The following is a 24,688-nucleotide window of genomic DNA, read 5'->3' as shown; positions in this document are numbered from 1 at the left end:
CAATGACGGAAATGACAAATGCCCCGCTTCGTCGCTCCCCTCCTGCTCGCGCTCGGCGGCCTCATTCTGTTCGGCCAGGGCGCCTACATCCACGCCAAGGCGCGGCTGGCGCAAATCCTGCTCGAGCGAGCCTTCAGCGAAACCATCGCCACCGGCCATCCGACAAAACCATGGTCATGGGCGGACACATGGCCGGTCGCGCGCATCGAGGTGAAGCGGATCCATGCCAGCACCATCGTGCTGGCCGGAAGCAGCGGCCAGGCGCTGGCCTTCGGTCCCGGCCATCTCGAACGGACGCCCGATGCCGGCGAGCGCGGTGTCGCCGTCTACTCCGCGCACCGCGATACGCATTTCTCTTTCCTCAGAGATGTCGCGATCGGCGACGAGATCGATATTGTCAGAAGCGATGGCCGCAAATTCCGTTATCGGGCCGATGCCACCTCCGTGGTGCGCTTCGATGCCTCGGGGATCGATCCCCTGACGGGTGGATATGAACTGGTGCTATCGACTTGCTGGCCCTTCGATGCGCTGACGCCGGGGCCGGATCGCTATCTCCTTCATGCCACCATGATCGAGCCATAATCGGCCCAGAACAGCGCCACTGGAATGCGCCGAAATGCACGTCACACTCTTGCCACGCGGTGGAAGACCAATAGCTGAACAGATGATTGGAAGCGCGAGAACCATTCCAGGCTGAACCAAAATCATGGATTCGATGGAATATTCCTCACCGGAATCCTCGCGGTCCTGCTCGCCGGTATCGCCTCTCCTTCGCGTCCGCGACCCGCCTGGTAGCAGCGGACCTCGCGGCGGCCCGTCCCGTTCCGCGCGCCGGGATATCGTGCGCAAAAACAATGGTCTGCATCCACCTCACGCGAGTTGCCACCCTGCTCAAGTCTCAATAAAAAGAAATGAAAAATCATGGCCGGTGGCGGCTGCGCTCGATCGTCACGGCCAAAGGAAACAACGGGTAAGGGTAAACTCCATGGAAGCTCCGGCAAGCACCGCGTCTCACTCGGCCGAAAAATGGTCGCCATCGTCCGACGCCAGCGACATCGTCAAGCGCATCCATGCGATGCTGCACCCGCGCAACATCGTGCTGGTCGGTGCAACCGACAAGCCCGGCAACTATGCCGAGCGCATCTGGAACAACCTGATCAAATACCAATACGCGGGCGGCCTCTATCCCGTTAACGCCAAGCGCGAAACAATCTGGGGCGTGCCCTGCTACAAGGATTTCGCCAGCCTGCCGGACAAGCCCGATCACGTGCTGGTGCTGGTGCCGGCGCGTTTCGCCGTGCAGGTGATCCGCGATGCTGCCGCTGCGGGGGCCCGCTCCGCCACCATCGTCACCTCGGGTTTCAGCGAATTGCAGGATGAGGAAAGCCAGCGGCTGGCGGTCGAATTGCAGCGGGCGGTGCGCGAGACCGGCCTTGCCGTGACTGGCCCGAACTGCCTCGGCAATTTGAGCGCGGGCGAAAAGCTGTTCACCAATATCGACGACCGCATCGTCACCATGGAAGCCGGGCCGGTAGCGATCGCCGGACAATCCGGCGCGATCGTGATGGCGATCCGCCAGGCGCTGGAGGATCGCGGCGTCGGCGTCGGCTATATGGTCACGACTGGCAACGAGACCGGGCTGGAGACGCCGGACCTGATGGCTTATTTCGCGGCCGATCCCTCGGTCCGCGTCATCGTGGTCTATCTCGAAGGCGTGCGGAACACGAAGGTGTTTCGCGAGGCCTGCAAGGCCGCACGGGCGGCGGGCAAACCCGTCATCGCACTGAAACTCGGCGCCTCCGAGGGCGGCCGCGCCGCCGCGATGGCGCATACCGGCGCGCTCGCCGGCTCGATCGAAACTTTTGACGCGATCTCGACGCGCGAAGGCGTGGTCCGCGTGCGCGGACTGGATGAGCTGATCGAGACCACCGAATGTTTCGTTCACGCCGATCCGCCGAAGAGCAACCGGCTCGCCGCGGTATCGCTGTCGGGCGGCAAGCGCGGCCTTCTGATCGACGCCTTCCATTCGGCCGGCCTGAACTTTGCGCCGCTGAGCGCCAGCGCTACCGAAAAGCTGGCAAAGATGCTCGGCCCCGGCAGCATCGTCGGCAATCCGCTCGACGCCGGCTTTGCCGCCGTCGTCGATCCCTCCGTCTACATGCAGTCGATCAAGGTCATGATCGACGATCCCGACACCGACATCGTCATCATCGACGCGGAACTGCCGAAGGCGCCGCATGAACTGCGCGAACGCAATTTGCGCATCGTCAACGACATGGCCGGCGCGGCCTCCAAGCCCGTGGTATACATCAGCACGATGTCGATCGGCTTTACCGAATTCACCAAGGGCTTGCGCAAGTCGTTGCCGAACATCGCGGTCATGCAGGGGCTCGATCGCGCGGTGGGCGCGATCAAGTCGCTGATCGACTATGCTTCGCTGCGCAAGGTAGTACCGGAGATCGCGTCGAGTTCGAAGGCTCCCGCGCGGGCCATGCTGGAGAAGATGCTCAAGAGCGCCAATGGCGCGGCGGCGCTCGACGAGGTCGCCTCGAAAAAGCTGCTCAAGGCTTATGGCATTCCGGTTTCAAAGGAAGAGATCGCGCAGACCGCCGCGGAAGCGGTGAAGATCGCCAAGAAAATCGGCTTTCCCGTGGTGGCAAAAGTGGTCAGCGCCGAGATCCTGCACAAGTCGGACATCGGCGGCGTGGTGCTGAACATCAACAGCGCCGCTGACGTGAAGAAGGCGTTCAACGACATCACCGCGCGGGTGAAAAAACTCAAGAACAAGCCGAAACTCGAAGGCATCTTGATCGCGCAGCAGGTCAAGGCCGATCTCGAACTGGTGGTCGGCGCCTCGCTCGATGCCGAAATGGGCCCCGTGGTGCTGTTCGGCACCGGCGGCGTCGATATCGAGCTGATGAAGGATGTTGCACTGGCAGGCGCACCGCTCGACGCCGACGAGGCGAAACAACTGATCCAGAAGACCAAGGCCGGCGTGAAGATCAAGGGATATCGCGGCAAGCCGGCGCTGCACGAGGCGTCCGCCGTCAAGGCGCTGGTCGGCCTGTCCAATCTGATGGCCGACGCGGGAAACCGGATTGCGTCGATCGACGTCAATCCGTTCCTGATCAACAGCAAGCTCGGCGTAGCCGTGGATGGGTTGATCGTGCTCAACAATGCCGCGGCGAACAAGGCGGCGGGGCATTAGCCTCATCTCGTCATGCGCGGGCTTGACCCGCGCATCCATCCAAAAAGAGTCTTTCGAAGAAGATGGATTGCCGGGTCACGCCTGGTCACGCCCGGCAATGACGGTCTAAAGCCCCGCGCCCCACTGCCGCGCGGTCTGCAAAATCCAGTCACGGTACAGCGTCAGCGGCGTGACCCCCGTCATGCCGCCGCAGCCGGCTGAACCGTTCGGCCCGGTCGACCAGCTGATGACTCCGATGATGGCAGGGCCGGCCTGCTTGTCCTCGAACACCGGTCCGCCGGAATCGCCGGTGCAGGCGCCCATCCCGTCGCGCAGGCCCTGCCCCACCGGATCGACCAGGCGAATCTGCAGCGTTCCCGGCTTGCCGATCGCGACAAGCCCCGCCACGCGGATGGTGCCGCCGCTCTTGCCGTCGCCACGAACGGTCACACCGATGCCGGCGATCGTAAAGCGGCCACCGATCACGATGGGAATGTTGGGCATGCCGAGCGCCGACGGGGTCTTCCCTTTGGCGGGTTCAGCCAGTTGCAGCAGCGCGACGTCGGCAGTGGCGCGGTGAGCCAGCATCGCCTGGATGTTGAAGGCGGGGTGAACCGCGACGGTCCTGACGTCCTGCAATTGCGGCGGCCTGTCCGCGGCATATTCGACGATCTTGTAATCGGCGCCGGGCTGCACGCAATGCGCCGCTGTCAGCACCAGTTTCGGCGCAATGAGCGCGCCGGTGCAGAAATTACCGCGTGAGCCGACGATGGTGACGACGGAACGGCCGACGCCCTCGGCCGACGGCGCGCCGCCGCCGACGATGGCGTGGGCAGGCGCTGCGGCCAGCAGCAGGCTCGCCATCACTGGAATCGAGAATTTCATCGCGCAGAGATAGCCGTTGCGGCAGGCCGCGCCAAGCCGCGGTTCAGACTGGTCCCGATCAGCATTCCGTGTTAGCCGCTCCCGGGCGCGTACAGGCCATGGGTGGGTAAGCATGATCGAGGCGGTGATCTGGGATTTCGGCGGCGTGTTGACGACCTCGCCATTCGAGGCGTTTGCGCAGTTCGAGACCGAGCGCGGACTGCCCGCCGACATCATCCGCCGCACCAATGCCGCCAATCATCTGGAAAATGCCTGGGCCAAGTTCGAGCGCGCCGAGGTCGATATCGAGGCGTTCGACGCCTTGTTCGCAACCGAATCGCGGGCGCTGGGCGCGGAGGTTCGCGGCAAGGATGTGTTGCCGCTGCTGTCGGGCGATCTGCGGCCCGAAATGGTCGAAGCGCTCAAGCGCGTGAAGGCCAAATTCAAGACCGGCTGCATCACCAACAATCTTCCCGCCAACGCCATCGGCAGCCGGAGCGGCCGATCGCTCTATGTCGCCGAAGTCATGGTGCTGTTCGATCATGTGATCGAATCCGCAAAGATCGGCCTGCGCAAGCCCGACCCGCGCATCTATCGGATGATGGTCGAGACGCTGAAGGTGAACCCGAAGCGTTGCGTCTATCTCGACGACCTCGGCGTCAATCTGAAGCCGGCGCGCGATATGGGCATGACCACGATCAAGGTGCTCAACGCCGCGCAGGCCATCGGCGAGCTCGAAGCCGCGACCGGGCTGGTGCTGACCTAAGTTTGGTTCCATGCAGGTATTCACGGCCCATTCAGACAGCAAAGCCTAGATCCAACAGGAGGCCTTCATGAAACTTCCCGTCATCGCCATTGTTTCCGCCGGCTCGATCGTATTTTCGGTCGCGGCATTTGCGCAGTCAGCTCCAACACCGGCTGCTCCGGCACAAACCAATTCCGCAGCCGCGGTGCCGGTACCCAGCGGGAAACGAATGGCATGCCAAACCGCGTCCCAGGCGCTGAAAGGGCAGGACCGTCAGGACCAGATACAGCTCTGCATGGCGCAGGCACGTCTCAAGTGCCTCAAACAGGCAATCGACCAGAAGATCGTGGGCCCGCAGCGCAAGGATTTCATGCAGACCTGCGCGAACTAACGGGTCGATTTTCCAACAGCCGCTTCCCCGGGCCCGGCAAGCGCACCGGGCCGGTATTGCGCTCTGCGGAAAATGCCGGAACCCTGTCGCTCCGACAGCTGAAACTTGGCTTGTTCTTTGCCGGGAACGCAGGCAGAACATGGCTGAATTCTGCAACATCCGGAGTTGAACTCGTGGCTGAACATCGGCCTTCGGCCTCGATCGAGGCAGTGGAAAGCGGCCTCGCGGCGCAAGGCTACATTGCGAGCCGGCAGATCGCGACCGCGGTCTATCTCGCGCAGCAGATCGAGAAGCCGATCCTGGTCGAAGGCCCCGCGGGCGTCGGCAAGACCGAGCTTGCAAAAGCGATCGCGGCCTGGCGCGGGCTGAAGATGATCCGCCTGCAATGCTATGAGGGGCTGGACGAGGCCAAGGCGCTCTACGAGTGGAAATACGCCAAGCAGCTTTTGTACACCCAGATCCTTAAAGACAAGCTCGGCGAAGTGCTCGGTGGCGCCGCGACGCTGCATGCCGCATTGGATCAACTGCACGATTTCGGCGACGTGTTCTTCTCCAAGGAATTCGTCGAACCGCGGCCGCTGCTGCAGGCGCTGGAACAGACCGCCGGCTGCGTGCTCCTGATCGACGAAATCGACAAGTCGGATGCCGAGTTCGAATCGCTGCTGCTGGAGATCCTCAGCGATTTCCAGGTCACCATTCCCGAACTTGGAACGATTGTCGCAGTCGCCGCACCGACCGTGATCCTGACCTCGAACAGCGAGCGCGATCTGGGCGACGCGCTGAAGCGGCGCTGCCTCCACCTCCACATCGGTTTCCCCGAGCAGAAGCTCGAGGAGCGCATCGTCGAAAGCCGCGTTCCCGGCATTTCCCAGACGCTGCGCAAGCAGATGGTCGGGTTCATCCACGAGATCCGCACGCTGGACCTGAAGAAGCTACCGTCGGTGAGCGAGACCATCGACTGGGCGCGCGTGCTGGTGCTGCTGCAGGCGACCGAACTTGGCCACGAGATGGTCAAGGACACGCTGAACGTACTGTTGAAATACGAGGCGGACATCGAGGCCGCACAGCCTCAGGTCAGCACGTTCATTGCCAAGGCCTCGCGCCAGGGCGTCTTCGGATAGCAGAAGATGAGAGAGAACCTGCATCACTTCTTTCGTGCGGCGCGGGGGGCGGGCGTACGGCTCTCGCCGGCCGAAAGCATCGATGCGATGCGGGCGGTGGCGAAGGTCGGCTTTTCCGATCGCACGATCCTGCGCGATACCTTTCTGCTGACGCTCGCCAAGAGCCAGGACGAGAAGAAAGCGCTGGGCGATTGCTTCGACCTGTTCTTCAATCAGCCGGAGCCGTCGCAGGCCGCGCCCGACGACGGCGATGCAGACGATTCGGAATCCGGCGCCGAAACAACCGAATCCGGTTCGGACAGCGACGCCGGCAGCGATGCGGCACAGGATCTCGGCCCGCTCGCGCAGATGCTGCTGTCGCAGGATCGCAACGAGATTGCCGCCGCGATCGCGAACGCATCGAGCGCGGCCTCCCTGTCCGACATCCGCTACTTCACCCAGCGCGGGATATTTTCGGGCCGCATTCTCGATGCGATGGGCATCCAGCGGCTTCGCGACGACCTCGATGATCTGACCGCGACAAACCCGGCCCTGGCGGAACGGCTGGCCGCGGCCCTCGACGGGTTGCGCGACACCGTTCGCGAGGCCGTCTCGCAGGCGCTGATGCTGTACGGACGCGAGGAAGCCGAGAATTTGCGCAACGAGATCCTGCGCAACGCGCCGCTTTCCCGGATCGAGCCGCGGCAAGTCGAGCAGATGCGGCATCTGATTCGCCAGATCGCACGCCGCCTGCGCGAGCGCTACAGCAAGCCGCGCAAGCGCCAGCGCCGCGGCCATCTCGATGTGCGCCGGACCTTGCGCCGTAACGCCGCGTGGGGCAGCGTTCCTTTCCTCACCGCCTGGAAACGCAAGCATCGCGACAAACCGAAGATCGTTGCCCTCTGCGACGTCTCGGGTTCGGTGGCGCGGGTTTCCGATTTCTTCCTGCTGCTGATCCACAGCCTGCATGAGGTCGTTTCCGACGTTCGCTCGTTCGCTTTTTCCGGGCACCTGATCGAGGTCAGCGACATCCTGGAGGCCAAATCGCCGGAAGAGGCGATGGCCGAGATCATGGCCAAAGTCGGGTTCGGCTCATCCGACTACGGCGGCTCGCTCGCCGACTTCGAAAAGCAATGGATGAGCGCGGTGACGCCGCAGACCACCGTGATCGTGCTCGGCGACGCCCGCAGCAACAATCTCGATCCGCGCGCGGATATTCTGCGCCGCATCGGCGAACGGTCGAAGCGGCTGGTATGGCTCAACCCCGAAGGCCGTATGGCCTGGGGTTGGGGCGATTCCGAAATGCCGCGCTATTCGACCTTCTGTACCGTCGTGCGCCAATGCGCCACTGCGCAGCAGCTCGAGCGCGCGGTGTCGGACATCGTCGCGACCTATCAGTAGAGCGTCTCACGCATCGATCGCATCCTTGATGCGTTTTCGCGTCAGCGGCAGGTCGCGCAGCCTTTTTCCGGTGACATTGGTGATGGCGTTGGCGATCGATGCCGCCGCCGGCCCCTGCCCGGTCTCGCCACTGCCGAGGAAGGGCTGGCCGGGCCGGTTGATGATGTGGACCTCGATACTGTCCGGCACGGCATTGAAACGCAGGATTGGATAGGTCTGCCAGTCGATGCTGGTGATCCGCGTCGCGTCGAAGGTCACGCTTTCATACAGCGTCCAGCTCATCGACTGCACGATCGCGCCTTCGATCTGGTTGATCAGGCCGTCCGGATTGATCACCTGGCCGCTATCGACGGCGGCCACCGCCCGCACCAGCCGTGGACGGCCGGTTTCGCGGTTGACTTCGACCTCGGAGGCGATGGCGCAATAGGCCGCATGGTTCTTGTAGCGCGCAAAGGCAAAGCCGTAGCCGCGATCGAGCGGCGGCGTCTGACCGGCCTTCCATCCAAAACTCTGCGCGGCCTTCTCGATCACGTCACGGCCACGCTGGTCGTCGAGATGTTTTAGCCTGAACTCGACCGGGTCGGCGCCGGCGAGCGCGGCGAGTTCGTCCATAAAGCTCTCGATCGAAAATACGTTGTGATAAGCGCCGAGCGCGCGCATCGCCGAAATCCGCAACGGCATCTCGGGAATGAAGTGATGCACGACGCGCGCATTCGGAAAAGTGTAGAACGGGATAGCGTTGCGGTCGCCGCCGCCGTCCGGCAATGGGAGCGGTTTCGGCTCCGGCACCGCAAAGGGCTGCGACATATGCTGCGCGGCGAGCATCGATCCGGCGCCGCCGGGCCGCATCGAATGGGTGTTGCTGAACACTTCGAAATTCCAGTCGGCGATCTTGCCGTTGCCGTCGAGCGAGGCCTTCAATTTCGTCACCATCGCCGGGCCATAGGGTTCCCAGCCATGCTCCTGCTCGCGCATCCACTGCACACGGACGGGACGGCCCGGCAACGCACGCGCGATCAGCGCCGCATCCGCCGCGGCGTCGTCGGCGCCGTTGTGGCCGTAACAGCCGGAGCCCTCGACGTGGATCAGGCGGACGCTGGCCGGCGGCATGCGCAGCATTTCCGCAATGCCCTGGCGATCGGGGAAAACGCCCTGGGTATGCGTCCACACCGTCATCGCACCATCCGCGAATTGCGCGACCGCGCAGGACGGCCCGATCGACCCATGTGACTGATAGGGCCGCGTGTAGGTGGCCTCGATCGTCTTCTGGCCGGTGACGGCGGGATTGCTGTGCTCGAAGATGGTGGAATCCTGCGACCGCGGGCTGGTCAGGACCTTGAGCAGATCGTCCTGCTTCGGCAGGCTTGCCGTCTCCTTCCATTTCGCCGCGGCCGAGAGCGCGTTCATCGCCTTGATCGACTGGAATTCCTTTTCGGCAACGACGGCGAGGAAATTGCCGTCGCGCACGACTTTGACGACGCCGGGCAGTTTTTCGACCGCCGCCGTATCGCACTCCGTCAGTTGCGCGCCATAGCTCGGCGGCCGCACGACACGGGCATGCAGCATGCCCGGCAGCCGCATGTCCTGCACATAGGCCGCGCCACCAGTGACCTTTGCCGGGATATCGACGCGCGGTATGGATTGGCCCATCACCTTGAACGTCGCAGAATCCTTCAGCTTCGATTTCGGCTGCGCCTGCACATGCAGCATGTCGGCGGCGACCAGTTCGCCATAGGTGAGACGCTTGCCATTCGCCGAGATCACCGCGCCGTTCTCGGTCCGCAGCCCTTCGGCCGGTTGGCCCAGCCGCCTGGCGGCCTCCACAACCAGAAGCTCGCGCACCTGCGCGGCGGCATTCTGGATCGCTGTGCCGCTGTCCTTCATGGAGTTGCTGCCGGCAGTGTAGCCTTCGTTGGCGGTGAGTTTTGTATCGGCAGTCACGACCTTCAGCGATTCGAACGAGACATCGAGTTCTTCGGCGGCGATCTGTTGAATTGCCGTCTTGACGCCCTGGCCAAGTTCGGCCTTGCCGGTGAATACCGTGATGCTGCCGTCGGCGTCGATCCGGATCCAGGAATCCAGATACGGCGTCGCTGCAAGACTGCGGGGAGGCTTTGGCGCCGGCGCAGCGCCCGGCGCCTGATCCTGCGCAAAGGCGCTCGTGAGCGAGAAGCTGACGATCAGCGCGCCGCCGCCCGCGAGCACGCGGCGGCGATCGAGAATCACGGGGGCGTTCATGGCGCGCTCCTCCCGGTTGAAGCAGCATCTGCCGTGTCCATCAGCCGGGCGGCGCGATGCACCGCGCGCAGGATGCGCATATGGGTGCCGCACCGGCACAGATGCGGCTCCAGTTCGGCGCGGATCTGCTCATCGGTCGGCTTGGAATTCCGCTGCAACAGCGCCTGCGCCCGCATCATCATGCCGGCGATGCAGTAGCCGCATTGCGCTGCCTGCTCCTCCATGAAAGCGCGCTGGATCGGCGCCGGCGCGCCAATGGTCCCGAGGCCCTCGAGCGTCGTCACCTGCTTGCCTTCCAACAGAATCAGCGGCGTCACGCAGGAGAGCACGGCCTTGCCGTCCACGATCACCGTGCATGCGCCGCACTGGCCAAGCCCGCAACCAAATTTGGCGGCATTGAGCTTGATGTCGTCGCGCAGCACATAGAGCAGCGGCGTATCCGGATCCGCATCGACCTGATGATCGTGCCCGTTGACCTTCAATGTCATCATGGCTTGTCTCGCTGCGTGGGATCGGCGGGCGCGTTGCGCGGACCTGCCGAGGTCTGGAGAAGGACGGTTTCGGTGCGGCGCGCGTCGGCAATGGTCTTTTCAACACCGGTCCATGCCGGCTGGTTGCTGAACCGCGCCCGCAGATAGTTCAGCAAGCCCGCCATCTGCGTATCGTTCATGCTGGCGGCAAAGCCCGGCATGATCGGACTACGTTCGCCCTCCACGGCGCGAACGCCCGACAGCAGGATATTGACGAGATTGCGCGGATCGGGAGCGGAGATCGCGGTCGAGAGCCCCAGATTGACCCCGCCATAGGGCAGCGGCCTTCCTGTCTCATGGCACGCGGCGCAGGCCGCGGCATAGATCGACGCCCCGGCGGGGCTGGCTTGCGAAGCCTGCGCGGGAGGTGATTTGGCTTGTGCCAGCGCGGCCTCGCCCTGGCGCTTGCGATCCGGCGTCGGCGCGCCGGAAACCTCGGCCATATAGACCGCGATGGCGCGGACATCGCTGTCCGCGACCTGCGACAGGTTGGCGACGACCTCCGCCATCGGGCCGCGCGCCGTGCCGTGATCGGGATGCCAGCCGTTGCGCAAATAGGCATAGAGGGCATCGGCGTCCCACGGCACCGGCGAACGGGATTTGTCGTTGATCGCATAGGCGTGCCAATTGTCGACGTCGCCGCCTGCAAATTGCGCGCTCACGCGTTCTGCGCCCAGCGCATTGCGCGGCGTGTGGCAGGCGCCGCAATGCGCCAATCCCGCGACGAGGTACGCGCCGCGATTCCATTCGGCGCTCTTTGTGCTATCCGGCTGAAAAGTGTCGCGGCGCAGAAACAGCAATTTCCAACCGGCAATGACCGGCCGCTGGTCGAGCGGGAAGGAAAGCTGGTTCGCGCGCGCCGGCGCATGCACCGGTTGCCGCGTCATCAGGAAGGCGTAGATCGCCCGGTCATCCTCGTCGGAAACATTGGTGAAATGATCATAGGGGAATGTCGGGTAGAGATGCTGGCCCTCGCGATTGACGCCGGAACGCATGGCGCGGCGGAAAGCTGTTTCCGACCATCGCCCGATCCCGGTCTGGGCATCCGGTGTGATGTTGGAAGAGAAGATGGTGCCGAACGGCGTCGGCACCGGCAGCCCGCCGACGAAATTCCTGGCCCCGCGGACCGTGTGGCAATCGCTGCAATTGCCGATCGCGGCCAGGTCGCGGCCCCGCTTCACAAGCGCGGCGTCAAATGCCTGCGGCGCCGGAGGATCGATCGCCGCAATTGCCGGCCGCCAGGCAATCGCAAACGCCGCCACCGCGCCGGCGACCAGCGCGATCACGATGACGCTAGCGATGATCCGCGACGGCCCCGTCATGCGCTTCCGCTGGTCTTCGTTGTCGTTGGATGATGCTTTAACACAAACCTTCTGCCGTCGTTCGCCCGCAAGACGCAGATCACCCCATATTGAGGTTCCATTTTATTGCACGCGCGAAGAACGGCGGCCGAGAGCCGGGCTCGAATCTGAGACTCCCTCATTCCAGCGGCTCGACCTTGACGATCGATGCGCCGTGGTTGCTGCCGGCCCAGAACGTGACCGGTGTGGTGGAATTGTCGACATACACCCGCCTGATATTGGTGCTGCGCGGCAACAGATAGTTGATCGCTTCGCCGGTCCTGGTGTTGAGCCGCGTGACCTGGTCGCTCAGCATCGAGCCGGTCCAGAGCTCTTCGTTCTTGTCGGTGATGACGTCATAGGGCGACGACCAGCGCGGCGCGACCGGCCACTCTCTGAATTGTCCAGTCTTGGTGTCGAGCATGCCGATGCGGTCGCCGCGATATTCGCCGAACCACAGCCGGTCCTGCGCATCCATCGTGCCACGGCGCGGCGCCGAATTCGGCGTCGGGATCTCGTACAGCTTGACCTCACCGGTTTTGGCGTCGATCCGCCCGATATGGCGCTGGCGGAAGTCGGTGAAGAACACGTTGTTTTTGGAATCCGGAATCACGTCGTAGATATTGTGCGGGCCCGGCACGCCCTTGAACGGTTCCCAGGTCTCGAATTCTCCGGTCGCGATGTCGAGCCGGTGAACGCCGGCAAAGCCGTTGTTCTGGGTCCAGACCTTACCATCGACGCCGGAGCTTTGCGGGCTGACCATGTTGATTTGGGCGGCGTCGATATTTTCATCGCCCTGCAGCGGCCAGAATTTGAACGCCTCGGTTTTGCGATCGAACTTCACGATGGTCGCCTGGTACATATTGCCGAGCCACAGATTGCCGTCGCGGTCGCTGCGCAGGCCAAGCAGGCCGGTCGGGAAGCCCGGCTTGTGCTCTGGAATCGGAAACTCCGTAACCTTGCCGGTCTTGGGATCGAGCCTGCCCAGATTCTGCTCGCCAAAGCTGGAATACCAAACCATGCCGCTGCCATCGACGATCACGTCATGCGGCGAGATGGTCTCGCGGGGCAGATCGTATTCGGTGTAGATGACGCGGGTGGCGGCCCCTCGCGGGCGCGGCAGCGTCTTTAGTTCGAAATTCCATTGCGGATTCGAACTGAGATTGATGCTGGCGAGAAATTCGGCCGCGCCCCGGTAGACCTGCACACGCTGATCGCCGCGCTCCTCCATCAACCGCTCGGCGCGCCGCAATTGCGGGTGCTGCGGAATGCTCTGGTTCACATAGCCCTGCATGCGCGGCAGGATCATCGTCATGAAGTCATCGGCGCTGTATTTCGAGCGCAACGGGCGCTCCAGCGTGTGGCAGCCGACGCAATTGAGCAATTGCCCCTTCTGCGCATCGGTGCCCGGCATGCTCGCGAGCCATTCGGCGTTGGTCAGCTGCGAAGCGATATCGGCGGTCTTGTGCAGGGTGAGATCGGAAGTCGCGGTCTTGTCGGCGGCGACCTCGACCGGAGCCACGTTGCCGAGTTCGTAGCCGGCGGCGCGAATGCGCAGCGAATACTGGCCGGGCTCGAGCCTCGCCGCAGGGAAACTGTAGCGGCCGTCCTTGTCGCTGACGACCGTGACGGTGATGGTCGATCCGTTTCTTTTGGCGCTGACCAGAACGCCTTCCAGCGCGTCCTGCCCGGCCGTGACCTTGCCTGATAACGCCGGCGAACCGGTCTGCGCCGGCAATTTGCCCGTTCCCGCCAGCCACGAGAAAATCACCAGAAAACTGACGCCCGTAATCAGCGAACGACGTGGCATAGCCGCCTCCCCAAGGATTATTCTTGTTTTTCGAACGGTGGAGCGATTGTAGGAGCCTGATACCGCGCAGGCTAGGGGGATGGAGGCCGCGGCTGGAGCACATTTGCGGGAGCCCCGGCCGTGAATAGGTGGCGCCCGAATCAGAAACAGACCTGTTATGTCTGGCCTGCCGTGATATCCCTTGATCCGGGATACCGGCATCGAGGGCTGGCCCTCCAAGCGCTTAATTGGACAACCAAATTCGCATGTCTGCTCCCGCCAATGCCTCCGCCTCCAGACGTCCGTCCGAAGGTGCTCCCGACGCGCTGTCCGTGCTGAATTCGGTGTTCGGCCTGCCCGCCTTTCGCGGCGCACAGGAAGAGATTGTCCGGCATGTCACCGACGGCGGCAACTGCCTGGTGCTGATGCCGACCGGCGGCGGCAAGTCGCTGTGCTACCAACTGCCGGCGCTGTTGCGCGAGGGCTGTGGCATCGTGGTCTCACCGCTGATCGCCTTGATGCGCGACCAGGTCGCGGGCCTGCTCGAGGCCGGCGTCAACGCGGCGGTGCTGAATTCCACCTTGTCTTTCGCGGAGGCCTCCGAGGTCGAGCGGCGGCTGCTCGCGGGCGACCTCGACCTGCTCTATGTCGCGCCGGAGCGGCTGTTGACGCCGCGCTGCCTTAGCCTGCTCGGCCAGGCCAAAATTTCACTGTTTGCGATCGACGAGGCGCATTGCGTGTCGCAATGGGGCCACGACTTCCGCCCGGAATATATCGGCCTGTCGGTCATCGCCGAACGCTTCCCCCGCGTGCCGCGCATCGCGCTGACGGCGACCGCCGACGATCTGACGCGCCAGGAGATCGCTGACCGGCTCGGGCTCGCGGACGCGCCGCGCTTTGTCGCGAGTTTTGACCGTCCGAACATCCGCTATGAAATCGTCGACAAGCAAAACGCGCAAACACAGCTCAAGAGTTTCATCAGCGAGCGCCACGCCGGTGATGCCGGCATCGTCTACTGCCTCTCCCGCGCCAAGGTCGAGGATACCGCGGCCGCACTGACCAAGGCAGGCGTGCCGGCACTGCCCTATCATGCCGGCCTCGATGCCGGTCAGCGCGCCCGCAACCAGGATCGCTTCATCAACGAGGACGGCGTCGTGATCGTCGCCACCATTGCGTTCGGCATGGGCATCGACAAGCCCGACGTACGCTTTGTCGCGCATCTCGACTTGCCCAAAAGTATCGAGGCCTATTACCAGGAAACCGGGCGCGCCGGGCGCGACGGCAAAGCATCCAGCGCCTGGATGGCGTATGGCCTGTCCGACATCGTGCAGCAGCGCCGCATGATCGACGAATCCACCGGCTCGGACGCGTTCAAGCGCGTGTCGATCGGCAAGCTCGACGCGCTGGTCGGCCTGGCCGAAACCGCCGGCTGCCGGCGCAGCCGCCTGCTCGGCTATTTCGGCGAAGCCGTCAGCGGCACCAATTGCGGCAATTGCGACAACTGCCTGTCGCCGCCGGTGGTGCGCGACGGCAAGGTGGTTGCGCAAAAGCTGTTGTCCTGCGCCTATCGCACCGGGCAGCGTTTCGGCGCCATGCATCTGATTGACGTTCTGGTCGGCCGCATCACCGAACGCGTCACGCAGTTCGGGCATGACAAATTGTCCGTGTTCGGCATCGGCCGCGAACTCAATGAAAAACAATGGCGCGCCGTGATGCGCCAGCTGGTGGCCATGGGCCATCTGCGCGCCGACAGCGAAGCGTTTGGCGCATTGAAGCTGACAGATTCAGCCCGCGGCGTCCTGAAGGGCGAGACCGAGGTGATGCTGCGCGAGCAGCCCGCAGGCTCACGCAACCGCGCCATCCGGGACAAATCAAGACGCGGCGATCTGGCGCCCGCCTCCGTCGGCCAGGGCAAGTCCGCCGATCCTGCTTTGCACGCCGCGCTCAAGGCATGGCGTTCCGAGATCGCACGCAAGCGCGGCGTGCCGGCCTATGTCGTGCTGCACGACTCCACGATCGACGGCATTGCGGCTTCCCACCCGACGACGCTGACCGAACTTCGCGGCATTGCCGGCATCGGCGACAAGAAGCTCGAGCATTACGGGGACGAACTGATCGCGCTGGTGAAGGCTAGTCGCGATTAACTTGAGCGAGGGCGGACTGCGTCTCAGCCGACACGAACCCGATATCTCAGAATTCGTTTTTCGCCCGGTGCGAGGTGCAAAAGCCCGGGCTTGTCGGCAAATTCGCCGTCGAAATCCGACGGACTGGCGGTGCCGTGCCACGGTTCGATGCAGACGAACGGCGCGCCATCGGGCTTTGACCAGACCCCGAGTTCAGGGAAGCCTTCCCAAGACATTTCGATCGATGGCCCGCGGTCGGCGGCATAGCGCAGGGAAGCGCTGGCAACGCTGTCCAGAATGACCGCATCGTCGTCGAACAGCCGTTCGGACAGAGCGAGCGTCCTGCCGTGCACCGGCGTTGGCTCCGGCGCTGATCGCAGCAGACCGTCCTTCAACCGCCGCACCGGCGCCGGCTCCTCGTTGGAGAAAGTGAGGGCGTAGGCCTGCTTGTCCAATCCGGACAGCAGCGGCCAATTGAACGCCGGGTGCGCGCCGATCGACGCCGGCAAGATCTCCTCGCCGGTGTTGGTGATTTCGAGCGTCACGTCCAGATCGGCGTGTTGCAGCGCATAGGTGACCACAAGCCGGAACGCGAAGGGATAGCGCTCGCGCGTGACGGCGCTATCAGTCAGCACCAGCGTGCAGCGATCGGGCTCACGTTCGATCCATTCAAACCGATGATCGCGCGCAAAGCCGTGCTGCGTCATCCGATAGGTCTTGCCCCGATGGCGCAATTCGTCGTTCTTGAGTTTACCGACGATCGGAAACAGCAACGGCGCGTGACGCCGCCATTGCGGCCCGGCTTGCCAAAGCAGCTCGCACCCCTGCCCATTTTTCAGCGAGCATAATTCGGCGCCATGCGCCAGGACGGCTGCGGTGGCCCCGTCGCTGCGCAGCGTGTGGCTATCGTTGCTCATGCTGCGTCTCGCTGCGGTACACCTGCTACTTGAACGGAATCGCGTACATCAGGCCGCCTTTGGTCCAGGTCGCGTTGAGGCCGCGATCGAGCTTGAGCGGGCTCGCCTTGCCGACATTGCGCTCAAAGATCTCGGAATAATTGCCGACCGCCTTGATGGCCTGCAGCATCCATTTGTTGTCGAGGCCAAGCCGCGAGCCGAGATCGCCTGATGTGCCGAGCAGGCGCTGGACTGCCGGCGTCGTGGATTTTGCCATGTCGTCGGCATTGGCGGCGGTGACGCCGAGCTCCTCAGCCTCGATCAGGCCGTAGTGCAGCCAGGTGATGATATCGCTCCACACTTCGTCGCCATTGCGCGTGAACGGTCCGAGCGGCTCCTTGCTGATGGTTTGCGGCAGAACGGTGTAGTCGGCCGGATTCGGCGCCGCCGTCGTAACCGAGCCGGCCAGCGCGGAGGCGTCCTGGGTCATGGCATCGCAGCGCCCGCCGAAGAAGGTCTGCAACATCGTGTCGGTGCGATCGAACACCAGCGGCTTCCACTCGATCCCGTTGGCGCGCCCGTAGTCGCCGAGCGTCACTTCATGGGTGGTGCCCTGCGCAACGCAGACCGTGGCGCCATTGAGGCCCTTCAAATCCTTCACGCCCGAGTCGCTTTTGACGACAAAGCCCTGCCCGTCATAGAAGTTGATCGGCCCCTGCCGCAGGCCGAGCGTCACGCCGCGCAGATAGGTCTCGGTCGAATTGCGATAGAGCACGTCGATCTCGCCCGATTGCAGGGCCGTGAAACGGTTCTGCGCCGTGAGCGCGACGTAGCGCACCTTGTTGGCGTCGCCGAGCACGCCTGCCGCCATCGCACGACAATAGTCGACGTCGAGTCCCTTGTAATTGCCCTGGGAATCCGGCGCGGAAAATCCGGCAAAGCCTGCGCTGACGCCGCACACCAGCGTGCCGCGCTGCTTGACGGTATCGAGCGTTCCGGCGGTTGCGGCCGAAAACGACGCGGCGAGCAAGCCTGTAGCAACGAGTACTCTCTTCATTCTGCGCCTCCTGTTAATGACCAATACTTTTCAATGCACTATCCACGGCAGAACCGAGCCGGTCGACGATCACATCGATATCGTCCGATGTGGCGATATAGGGCGGCGCCAGCATCACGTGATCGCCGCGGCGGCCATCGGCGGTGCCGCCGCCCGGGTAACAGCCAAGGCCATTCTCGAACGCCGCCGCCTTGATCTTCTGGTTCAGCTTGAGGCCGGGATCGAAGGATTCGCGGCTGCTGCGATCGGCAACCAATTCGATCGCCCAAAACAGGCCGCGCCCGCGGATATCGCCGACATGCCGGTGATTGCCGAAGCGCTCGGTCAGGCGTCGTTCGAGATGACCGCCGAGCGTCCTTACGTTGTCGAGCAATTTCTCTTCCGCAATGATTCGCTGCACTTCCAGCGCCGCCGCGCAGGCGAGCGGATGCGCGAGATAAGTATGTCCATGCTGGAAAGCGCCCGAACCCTGGCGAATGGTATCGATGATGCCTGTGCTCGCGAGCATCGCGCCGATCGGCTGGTAGCCGCCGCCTAGTCCCTTGGCGATGGCCTGGATATCCGGGGCGATGCCCTCCTGCTCCCAGGCGTGCAGCGTCCCGGTACGCCCCATGCCGCACATGACTTCGTCGAGGATCAGCAGCGCGCCGTGGCGATTGCAGATATCGCGCACGCTGCGGAAATAGCCTTCCGGCGCCGTCACGCATCCGGCGGTGGCGCCCACCACCGGCTCGGCGATGAACGCCGCCACGGTGCCGGGGCCAAGGCGCTGGAATTCCGCTTCCAGTTCTGCGGCCAGCCGCGCCGCGAAATCCGCCTCGGATTCAGCGTCGCGCTGTTCATGATAGGCGAATGCCGGCGTCACATGACTGAACGCCTGCGACAGCAGCGGCGCATAAGGTTCGCGGCGCCAGGCGTTGCCGCCCGCCGCCAACGCGCCCAGCGTATTGCCGTGATAGCTCTGGCGGCGGGCGATGAAGTTCTGCCGCTGCGGCTGACCGATCTCGATGAAATACTGCCGCGCCAGCTTGATGCTGGCCTCGACCGCTTCCGATCCACCACTGACGAAGTACGCGTAGCCAAGTCCGCCGGGCTCGTGGCCGACAAGCTGTTCGGCCAGCGCTTCGGCGGGTTCCGACGAGAAGAAGCCGGTGTGGGCGTAGGCGAGTTTTGACGCTTGCCGCGATAGCGCCTCGAGCACGCGCGGATGCTGGTGCCCGAGACAGGAAACGGCCGCACCGCCGGAAGCGTCGAGGATCCGGCGGCCGTCCTCCGCAATGAGCCATACGCCATCGCCGCCGACGGCCTTAGGGGGTGTTTCGCGCAAACTCCGGTGCAGCACACGGCTGGTTCGAATACTCATGTCAGTCTCTCTCGGCAACATATTGTGAGCTGGCAGCGAGGCGGGCTTCGGTTTCCTCCAGCCGCCGCTTGGCCGCCGGACCGCCCAGGGTGAAGGTCGCCGCCGCCAACGACTGCGCGATCGCAATCGCGCCGGTCAGGCTCGGGAAGAATCCCGGCGATGAAGCGGCCTCGAACAGCAGCAGGTGCTCGGCCCCCTCCGCCATTGGCGCGGCAACCCTGTCCGCAATCGCGATCAGGGTAGCGCCGGAATGATGCGCCGCGCGCGCCGACACTACGCTCGCCGTGGAATATGGCGCGAAGCCGATGACGACGACCGCGTCGCCGCGCCGGAACGCGCCGAGATCGAGATCCTCGGGGCCGGAGCCGCCAACCAATTGCACCGCGTCGGGCCGGAACAGCCGGAGTTGGTAGTTGAGCAGTTCGGCCACGCTGCGGCAGCTTCGAAAGCCCGCGATCCAGATTCGTCGCGCCGCGTGCACCGCCTTTGCGGCGCCGGCCACTGCGGCGGGCGAGATACGGGTAAGGCCCGCCGCTTCAGCCTCAAACTTGTCGGAGACCAGCGAAATTTCGGGGTTGGGCCCCTGGCGCCGGCCCCTGGCCCGGCCTGAGAACGGCGACGCTTCCGTGGGTCGGCGCGCCTCGGTCAGGGCCGAGCGCAGTTCGTCCCAGCCCGAATAGCCCAGGGCCTTCGCCAGTCGCGTGAACGCCGCCGGATCGGCGCCGGCGACGGTCGCGAGATCACGCATCGAGCGCGTGGTGGCGTCATAGTCGTTGGCGGCAACGAACCGGCCGACTTCCCGCAGCCGCAGCGGCAGGGAGGGCAGCGCGCTGCAGAGTTCGTTCAGGGGTGAGGGTTTTGCCGGATGCCCGCTCATGAAACATTTGTTTCATATATTGCGATGGATTGCAACGTATGGAATACTAGCGCCAGCCAGCGCGTAGCCGATCATCGCCGCCATGAGGAATCTTGTGCCGTGACGACATCGAACCCCGCTCCGCCGCCGCCCCGGCGGATAGGAATCTCGCTGAAGGACCGGCAGTTCGCCGGACTGTTCTGGCAGATCGTGGTGGTGGGGATCACGGTGGCGATCGTCGCATGGCTCTGGTCGAACACGGTTCATAATCTGTCGGTGCGCCGCATCTCGACCGGCTTCGCCTTTCTCGGCCGCGAGGCGGGGATGCCGATCGCCGACACCTGGATTCCGTACAGTCCGAAGGACCCTTATTTGCGCGCCTTCATCGTCGGGCTCGCCAATACGCTCCGCGTCGCCGTGATCGGCATTGTGCTGGCGACCGTGCTCGGGACCATTATCGGCGTCGCGCGCCTGTCATCGAACTGGCTGTTGTCGCGGCTTGCCGCCGTCTATGTGGAGGTGCTTCGCGATATTCCCCTGCTGTTGCAGCTATTGTTCTGGTACGTGCTGATGCAGGGACTTCCGGCGGCGCGCGCGGCCTGGAAGCCGATCGAGGGTGTCTTCCTTTCCAATCGAGGCATGATACTTCCGTCTGTCCCGATCGAGGCGGGTCAGCTCTGGGTGATCGGCGCGGCCGTGATCGGGCTGATCGCGTTCCATGTGGTGCGCAAACAGCTGACGGCCCGGCAGCTGCTGGATGGCCAGCCGCGGCGGATCTGGCCGTATGCGCTGGCGCTGGTGATCGGGCTGCCGATGCTCACCTCGCTGGCGCTCGGCGTGTCCTGGACCATCACCAAGCCGGAACTGCGCGGCTTCAATTTCGTCGGCGGGCTGACGCTGGCGCCGGAATATTTTGCGCTGCTGATCGCGCTTGTGACCTACACATCGGCGTTCATCGCCGAGATCGTGCGCAGCGGCATCCAATCCGTTCACAGGGGCCAGTGGGATGCCGCGATGGCGCTCGGGCTGCGCCGTGGTTTCGTGCTGCAACACATCGTCATGCCGCAGGCACTGCGCGTCATCATTCCGCCGATGACCAGCCAGTATCTGAACCTGACAAAAAATTCCTCGCTGGCAGTTGCGGTCGGCTACCAGGACATCGTGTCGATTGCCAACACGACGCTGAACCAGACCGGCCAGGCCATCGAGGCGATCGCAATCATCATGCTGGTGTTCCTGACCATCAGCCTCGGCATCAGTCTGTTCATGAACTGGTACAATGCGCGGATCGCGCTGGTGGAGCGCTGAGCCATGACCTCGGTGACGGACGCTCCGGGAACTCCGCTCCCATTCAGCCGGTCACGATCAGGCCGGACCATCGTCGGCCGCGCCATCGGATGGCTGCGCGTCAATCTGTTTGCGTCGATTTCCTCGACGATCGTGACGCTGCTGTTGCTGTTCGGGCTGGCGAAGGCCGCCGCCGGACTCGTGCAGTGGGCATTTTGGAACGCGGTGTGGAGCGTTCCCGGCAGCGACACGAGTGCCTGCCGGGCGGTTCACGGACTCGGCGCCTGCTGGGCCGTCATCCCCGAAAAACTTCGTTTCATACTGTTCGGCACCTATCCGTTCGATCAGCAATGGCGGCCGGCGCTGGCGATGCTCGCCTTCATGGCCCTGTTCTGTGTGTCGAGCCGGCGTAAATGGTGGCGCAAGGAACTGGTGCTGGTGTGGGCCGCGGCGCTTACCCTGATTGGCCTCTTGATGTGGGGCGGCATTTTTGGAATGCCCTTTGTTTCCCAGGACCGCTGGGGTGGGCTGCCGGTGACACTCATTCTCGCGACCTTCGGTCTCGCCCTCGGATTCCCGCTCGGGATTGTCGTCGCCCTTGGCCGACGTTCAAAGCTCCCCGCGATCCGATCGTTATCGGTGCTCTATGTCGAGTTGATCCGTGGCGTCCCGCTGATCAGCCTGCTGTTCATGGCGAGCGTGATGTTTCCGCTGTTCATGCCTGACGGCGTCAACGTCGATAAGCTGCTGCGGGCGCAGGTCGCGTTCGTGCTGTTCGCGGGCGCCTATCTCGCAGAGGTCATTCGCGGCGGCCTGCAGGCCGTTCCCCGCGGGCAGCACGACGCCGCCGATGCGCTCGGCCTGTCGTACTGGAAGAAGAACGGCCTGATCATTCTGCCGCAGGCGATCCGCCACGTGATCCCGCCGCTGGTGAACACCTTCATCGCGTTCTTCAAGGATACCAGTCTGGTCCTGATCATCGGTATCTTTGACCTCTTGACGACCGCCAAGACCGCGATCATCGATCCGGCCTGGCAATCGTTCAGTGTCGAAGTCTACCTCTTCGTCGCGCTGATCTATTTCGCCTTCTGCTTTGCGATGTCCCGCTACAGCGCCCGTCTTGAGGCGCGGGACGGGCCGAAAGCGCGATGAGCCGTTCGATCATGAAGATTCGCAGCGTATCGGAAAATCGCGCCAACGAAGTTAGCCACCCGCAAACGGGCGGGCACGACCAGCCCAGAACGGGCATTCAGGACAAACCTCGCCTTCCGGATAGTCGATGCCTTCCTCATGCGGACACCCCATCATCTCCTCGACCATCGCTACAGAGTGCACCTCATGGCTGCGAAGAAAGATGGCAATTTCCTCGAATATCGTCGCGTCATTTCGCACGTCGCCGCTCTCGGCAAACCATCTCCGCAATTCGATCGGTTCGCTATCCGGCGCGACGATGACTGAGACAGCCACCTTGCTGGCACGCTGGGCGTCCGGTCCATAGAAGGCGATGGTGCCGACCGGATAGCCGCGAAAACCCAATTTGCTCTTTTTGTCCAGCCACTTGCGTGGCTTCCAGCCCAGCTTCATCGAGAATCCTCACCATCCATACCGGCCAACGGCCGGGTCTTTGCCGTCGGCGAACAATACACCTACCGTCCCGTCAGGAATGACCTGCCGTCAACAGCTTCATGAAATTGCGCTTTGCCTTGTGACGGCTCGTCAAATCATCGAGATAGGCGGCATGCTGCGCAGTCTCGCCAAGACTTTCCCGAACCTGCCGCATCCGTCTGAGTAGGCGGCAGGCATCTTCATAATTACCTTGGCCGCCAAGACGGACCATTCGTTCGACGCGAGCGGCGTAGACCTTCAATGCCTCCGCGGGGTGGCTGCGTTCGCTCGCTTCGGCAAGCTCCTTGAGAAGAGATTCGCTGCAGCCGTGTCCGTTGACGGCAATCCATGCGTCCGACAGCAGCCCTTCCGCCATTGTCAACCGAATGAGAAGTTCGGCCGGCGCCGACCATTGCGCAACCGCCCGCCCCTGTGGTTTTCCGAGCTGGGACCGCAGCCAGCCGAAGGCCCTGTCGCGAGCCGTATCGGCCTGCATCCGATCGGCGCCCGCCGCGGATTTGAGACGCTCGTAGAGCGCGACACTCGGACGCTCCTCGAACATGCGCCAAAGCAATTTGTCGGCCTTCTCCTTGCGCCCGATCCGACTGTAAAGATCGGAGGCAAAGAAGGTCAGGCGCTCATCGGGGTTGTCCTCGAACTTCCACAGCCCTTCTTCGGCCCATTTCAGCGCCTCCGCCTCGCGCCCGTGATCAAGGCATATCTGTGCAATTCCGAGATAGTCATACGCGGTCGACAGGTCCTTCGACCGGATGGCGATGACGCCATCGACATCACCCTCCCGTTCGGCAAAGCTTTCAAGAATGGCTCCGAGCGCATATCGCGTACCGAATTGATCGTCCTGTCCGGTCGTTCGCGACGGCTTTATTTTCTGCCAAGCTTCGCTCGCAAGCCTGCGATATTCAGCGAGCCCGGCGTCTCCCAGGATATCCTCGTAGGTCTCGCTCGCGCCGTGGAAAAACTCCCATTCCGAATCGACCTCACGCGCGAACAGCGCCCGTGCAAGTATGACCGGATCAGGTTTTTCCCGGCGGCACGCCGCGAGATGAATTTCGCAGGCCTTGGCGTATACGCCTCCGCCGCCACCGTCGGAGTCGTCTATGCTCCCGAACGCTTCATCCATCCGCGCAAAAAAATGATCGAGCAGCCGCAAAACCAATGCCGCCCGGCCGTTCTCAATCAAGCCCGCGATCCGGTCGAGCACGCTCTCGATTCCCTTCACCCATTCCCGCATCTCACCATATTCGATATAGCCGCCGGTGCGGGTGGCCTCGGTAATTGCTTTCCTGAATTGTGCAAACAGGGTCTTGTCGTCGGCCGTGGCCGCGGCAGCAGAAAACTCCAGTTCCTGCAGCAACGAGGGATCGCGTTCGGCAAAGCCGACGACCATCTCGACAAGCCGCTCGACGCCCTTGGTGCGGAGATGCTCACGGATTTTGGCGAAGCGGCTGGGAGCCGGCTCCAGAGCCTCGGGCCCGAGGCTATTTGCGGCAAGGGCGGTTGCCACCAGGTGCTTGCAAAAACCCCAATCCGCAAATGCGCGGCAAGAGCACTCCCCGGAGAAGTTCTTCCCCGTCCCGACCAGTTCGCAGCGGTAGACCTCGGAGCCGATGACTCGGGCCAGCACGCGGGCCATATCAAACGTAATAATCTCGACGTTTCCGTCTTCATGATAGGTAACACCGCGCGCGAAGACCTTCTCGCCGGCAACATCGCGCAATGCGTCGATGCCGAACCGGTGCCGGCCGGCGGTTGTCTCGATCCCGTTCGCGGTGCGCTTCGGCTTTCTCATCAACGGCGTGGACTTTGAGAATTCCTGACCTGTCATTCAGAGAGGATGAATGTACCCATTCTGTTCGAGGAAGGGTCGAACGTCCAGCAACGAAACCGGCTGACCC

Annotated in this window: 20 protein-coding genes; 9 read left to right on the top strand and 11 right to left on the bottom strand. The window is 63.5% G+C overall.

Annotated features, from left to right (window positions below; all coding sequences use genetic code 11):
• Window positions 1-18: 18 nt before the first annotated feature.
• Window positions 19-582, top strand: coding sequence for a class GN sortase (locus NL528_RS03375; RefSeq protein WP_309181310.1), 564 nt, complete (start codon window positions 19-21; stop codon window positions 580-582).
• Window positions 583-985: 403 nt separating this feature from the next.
• On the top strand, window positions 986-3,208 hold the full coding sequence (locus tag NL528_RS03370) for an acetate--CoA ligase family protein (RefSeq protein ID WP_309181309.1): 2,223 nt from the start codon (window positions 986-988) through the stop codon (window positions 3,206-3,208).
• Between the two features lie 105 nt (window positions 3,209-3,313).
• On the opposite strand, the gene NL528_RS03365 is transcribed toward NL528_RS03370, so the two are convergent.
• The gene (locus tag NL528_RS03365; RefSeq protein WP_309181308.1) at window positions 3,314-4,072 is read right to left on the bottom strand and encodes a trypsin-like serine protease; all 759 of its coding nucleotides are present in this window, start codon (window positions 4,070-4,072) and stop codon (window positions 3,314-3,316) included.
• Between the two features lie 112 nt (window positions 4,073-4,184).
• Here NL528_RS03365 and NL528_RS03360 point away from each other — a divergent pair, with 112 nt between their 5' ends.
• The 4 genes from NL528_RS03360 (at window position 4,185) to NL528_RS03345 (ending at window position 7,688) form a co-directional block, all read left to right on the top strand.
• A complete protein-coding gene (locus tag NL528_RS03360) occupies window positions 4,185-4,817 on the top strand; it encodes an HAD-IA family hydrolase (protein ID WP_309181307.1) in 633 nt (210 codons plus the stop codon).
• Between the two features lie 67 nt (window positions 4,818-4,884).
• Complete coding sequence (locus NL528_RS03355; RefSeq protein WP_309181306.1) at window positions 4,885-5,187, top strand: hypothetical protein; 303 nt, start codon at window positions 4,885-4,887, stop codon at window positions 5,185-5,187.
• A 173-nt stretch (window positions 5,188-5,360) separates the two neighbouring features.
• Window positions 5,361-6,308, top strand: coding sequence for a MoxR family ATPase (locus NL528_RS03350; RefSeq protein WP_309181305.1), 948 nt, complete (start codon window positions 5,361-5,363; stop codon window positions 6,306-6,308).
• A 6-nt stretch (window positions 6,309-6,314) separates the two neighbouring features.
• Window positions 6,315-7,688 (top strand): VWA domain-containing protein, encoded by a 1,374-nt coding sequence (locus NL528_RS03345; RefSeq protein WP_309181304.1) that lies wholly within the window; start codon window positions 6,315-6,317, stop codon window positions 7,686-7,688.
• 6 nt (window positions 7,689-7,694) lie between these two features.
• Here NL528_RS03345 and NL528_RS03340 read toward each other — a convergent pair whose 3' ends face one another.
• The 4 genes from NL528_RS03340 to NL528_RS03325 all read right to left on the bottom strand — a co-directional run bounded on the left by NL528_RS03340 (window position 7,695) and on the right by NL528_RS03325 (window position 13,606).
• Window positions 7,695-9,926, bottom strand: a complete 2,232-nt coding sequence (locus tag NL528_RS03340; RefSeq protein ID WP_309181303.1) for a molybdopterin cofactor-binding domain-containing protein — start codon at window positions 9,924-9,926, stop codon at window positions 7,695-7,697.
• A complete protein-coding gene (locus tag NL528_RS03335) occupies window positions 9,923-10,417 on the bottom strand; it encodes a 2Fe-2S iron-sulfur cluster-binding protein (protein ID WP_309181302.1) in 495 nt (164 codons plus the stop codon). Before NL528_RS03335 ends, NL528_RS03340 begins: the two co-directional genes overlap by 4 nt.
• Entirely contained in the window at window positions 10,414-11,778 is a 1,365-nt protein-coding gene (locus tag NL528_RS03330; protein WP_309181301.1) for a cytochrome c, read from the bottom strand. Before NL528_RS03330 ends, NL528_RS03335 begins: the two co-directional genes overlap by 4 nt.
• 157 nt (window positions 11,779-11,935) lie before the next feature.
• Entirely contained in the window at window positions 11,936-13,606 is a 1,671-nt protein-coding gene (locus NL528_RS03325) for a carboxypeptidase regulatory-like domain-containing protein (protein WP_309181300.1), read from the bottom strand.
• A gap of 245 nt (window positions 13,607-13,851) precedes the next feature.
• Between NL528_RS03325 and recQ the strand changes: the two genes are divergently transcribed.
• Entirely contained in the window at window positions 13,852-15,729 is a 1,878-nt protein-coding gene (gene recQ / locus NL528_RS03320; protein ID WP_309181299.1) for a DNA helicase RecQ, read from the top strand.
• A gap of 23 nt (window positions 15,730-15,752) precedes the next feature.
• Here recQ and NL528_RS03315 read toward each other — a convergent pair whose 3' ends face one another.
• Genes NL528_RS03315 through NL528_RS03300 form a run of 4 tightly spaced genes read right to left on the bottom strand, consistent with a single transcriptional unit; the run spans window position 15,753 to window position 19,901 of the window.
• A complete protein-coding gene (locus tag NL528_RS03315; RefSeq protein ID WP_309181298.1) occupies window positions 15,753-16,625 on the bottom strand; it encodes an aldose 1-epimerase family protein in 873 nt (290 codons plus the stop codon).
• 25 nt (window positions 16,626-16,650) lie between these two features.
• Window positions 16,651-17,661, bottom strand: coding sequence for an amino acid ABC transporter substrate-binding protein (locus NL528_RS03310; protein WP_309181297.1), 1,011 nt, complete (start codon window positions 17,659-17,661; stop codon window positions 16,651-16,653).
• 13 nt (window positions 17,662-17,674) lie between these two features.
• The gene (locus tag NL528_RS03305; RefSeq protein WP_309181296.1) at window positions 17,675-19,024 is read right to left on the bottom strand and encodes an aspartate aminotransferase family protein; all 1,350 of its coding nucleotides are present in this window, start codon (window positions 19,022-19,024) and stop codon (window positions 17,675-17,677) included.
• Window position 19,025: 1 nt separating this feature from the next.
• Window positions 19,026-19,901: a MurR/RpiR family transcriptional regulator gene (locus NL528_RS03300; RefSeq protein ID WP_309181295.1), complete on the bottom strand. Its 876-nt coding sequence runs from the start codon at window positions 19,899-19,901 to the stop codon at window positions 19,026-19,028.
• Between the two features lie 99 nt (window positions 19,902-20,000).
• Here NL528_RS03300 and NL528_RS03295 point away from each other — a divergent pair, with 99 nt between their 5' ends.
• Complete coding sequence (locus tag NL528_RS03295; protein WP_309181294.1) at window positions 20,001-21,188, top strand: amino acid ABC transporter permease; 1,188 nt, start codon at window positions 20,001-20,003, stop codon at window positions 21,186-21,188.
• A 3-nt stretch (window positions 21,189-21,191) separates the two neighbouring features.
• Window positions 21,192-22,319 carry an amino acid ABC transporter permease gene (locus NL528_RS03290; protein ID WP_309181293.1) on the top strand — a complete coding sequence of 376 codons (1,128 nt, stop codon included), beginning with the start codon at window positions 21,192-21,194 and terminating at the stop codon, window positions 22,317-22,319.
• Window positions 22,320-22,370: 51 nt separating this feature from the next.
• Here NL528_RS03290 and NL528_RS03285 read toward each other — a convergent pair whose 3' ends face one another.
• Both NL528_RS03285 and NL528_RS03280 read right to left on the bottom strand, forming a co-directional pair.
• A complete protein-coding gene (locus tag NL528_RS03285) occupies window positions 22,371-22,751 on the bottom strand; it encodes a hypothetical protein (protein WP_309181292.1) in 381 nt (126 codons plus the stop codon).
• Between the two features lie 73 nt (window positions 22,752-22,824).
• Window positions 22,825-24,582 carry a DUF6880 family protein gene (locus NL528_RS03280; protein ID WP_309181291.1) on the bottom strand — a complete coding sequence of 586 codons (1,758 nt, stop codon included), beginning with the start codon at window positions 24,580-24,582 and terminating at the stop codon, window positions 22,825-22,827.
• Window positions 24,583-24,688 lie beyond the last annotated feature (106 nt).

It is taken from the genome of Bradyrhizobium sp. Ash2021, assembly GCF_031202265.1.
Lineage (GTDB): Bacteria > Pseudomonadota > Alphaproteobacteria > Rhizobiales > Xanthobacteraceae > Bradyrhizobium.
The sequence above is the reverse complement of the archived record's forward strand: the minus strand, read 5'-3'. Positions and strand labels throughout refer to the sequence as shown.

What these genes read in the sequence shown, in the direction of transcription:
- NL528_RS03315 (WP_309181298.1), bottom strand. Translation starts at nt 16,625, where the DNA reads ATGAGCAACGATAGCCACACGCTGCGCAGCGACGGGGCCACCGCAGCC.
- NL528_RS03330 (WP_309181301.1), bottom strand. Translation starts at nt 11,778, where the DNA reads ATGACGGGGCCGTCGCGGATCATCGCTAGCGTCATCGTGATCGCGCTG.
- NL528_RS03325 (WP_309181300.1), bottom strand. Translation starts at nt 13,606, where the DNA reads ATGCCACGTCGTTCGCTGATTACGGGCGTCAGTTTTCTGGTGATTTTC.
- NL528_RS03300 (WP_309181295.1), bottom strand. Translation starts at nt 19,901, where the DNA reads ATGAGCGGGCATCCGGCAAAACCCTCACCCCTGAACGAACTCTGCAGC.
- NL528_RS03335 (WP_309181302.1), bottom strand. Translation starts at nt 10,417, where the DNA reads ATGATGACATTGAAGGTCAACGGGCACGATCATCAGGTCGATGCGGAT.
- NL528_RS03355 (WP_309181306.1), top strand. Translation starts at nt 4,885, where the DNA reads ATGAAACTTCCCGTCATCGCCATTGTTTCCGCCGGCTCGATCGTATTT.
- NL528_RS03310 (WP_309181297.1), bottom strand. Translation starts at nt 17,661, where the DNA reads ATGAAGAGAGTACTCGTTGCTACAGGCTTGCTCGCCGCGTCGTTTTCG.
- NL528_RS03365 (WP_309181308.1), bottom strand. Translation starts at nt 4,072, where the DNA reads ATGAAATTCTCGATTCCAGTGATGGCGAGCCTGCTGCTGGCCGCAGCG.
- recQ (WP_309181299.1), top strand. Translation starts at nt 13,852, where the DNA reads ATGTCTGCTCCCGCCAATGCCTCCGCCTCCAGACGTCCGTCCGAAGGT.
- NL528_RS03375 (WP_309181310.1), top strand. Translation starts at nt 19, where the DNA reads ATGCCCCGCTTCGTCGCTCCCCTCCTGCTCGCGCTCGGCGGCCTCATT.
- NL528_RS03280 (WP_309181291.1), bottom strand. Translation starts at nt 24,582, where the DNA reads ATGAGAAAGCCGAAGCGCACCGCGAACGGGATCGAGACAACCGCCGGC.
- NL528_RS03370 (WP_309181309.1), top strand. Translation starts at nt 986, where the DNA reads ATGGAAGCTCCGGCAAGCACCGCGTCTCACTCGGCCGAAAAATGGTCG.
- NL528_RS03305 (WP_309181296.1), bottom strand. Translation starts at nt 19,024, where the DNA reads ATGAGTATTCGAACCAGCCGTGTGCTGCACCGGAGTTTGCGCGAAACA.
- NL528_RS03345 (WP_309181304.1), top strand. Translation starts at nt 6,315, where the DNA reads ATGAGAGAGAACCTGCATCACTTCTTTCGTGCGGCGCGGGGGGCGGGC.
- NL528_RS03290 (WP_309181293.1), top strand. Translation starts at nt 21,192, where the DNA reads ATGACCTCGGTGACGGACGCTCCGGGAACTCCGCTCCCATTCAGCCGG.
- NL528_RS03360 (WP_309181307.1), top strand. Translation starts at nt 4,185, where the DNA reads ATGATCGAGGCGGTGATCTGGGATTTCGGCGGCGTGTTGACGACCTCG.
- NL528_RS03340 (WP_309181303.1), bottom strand. Translation starts at nt 9,926, where the DNA reads ATGAACGCCCCCGTGATTCTCGATCGCCGCCGCGTGCTCGCGGGCGGC.
- NL528_RS03285 (WP_309181292.1), bottom strand. Translation starts at nt 22,751, where the DNA reads ATGAAGCTGGGCTGGAAGCCACGCAAGTGGCTGGACAAAAAGAGCAAA.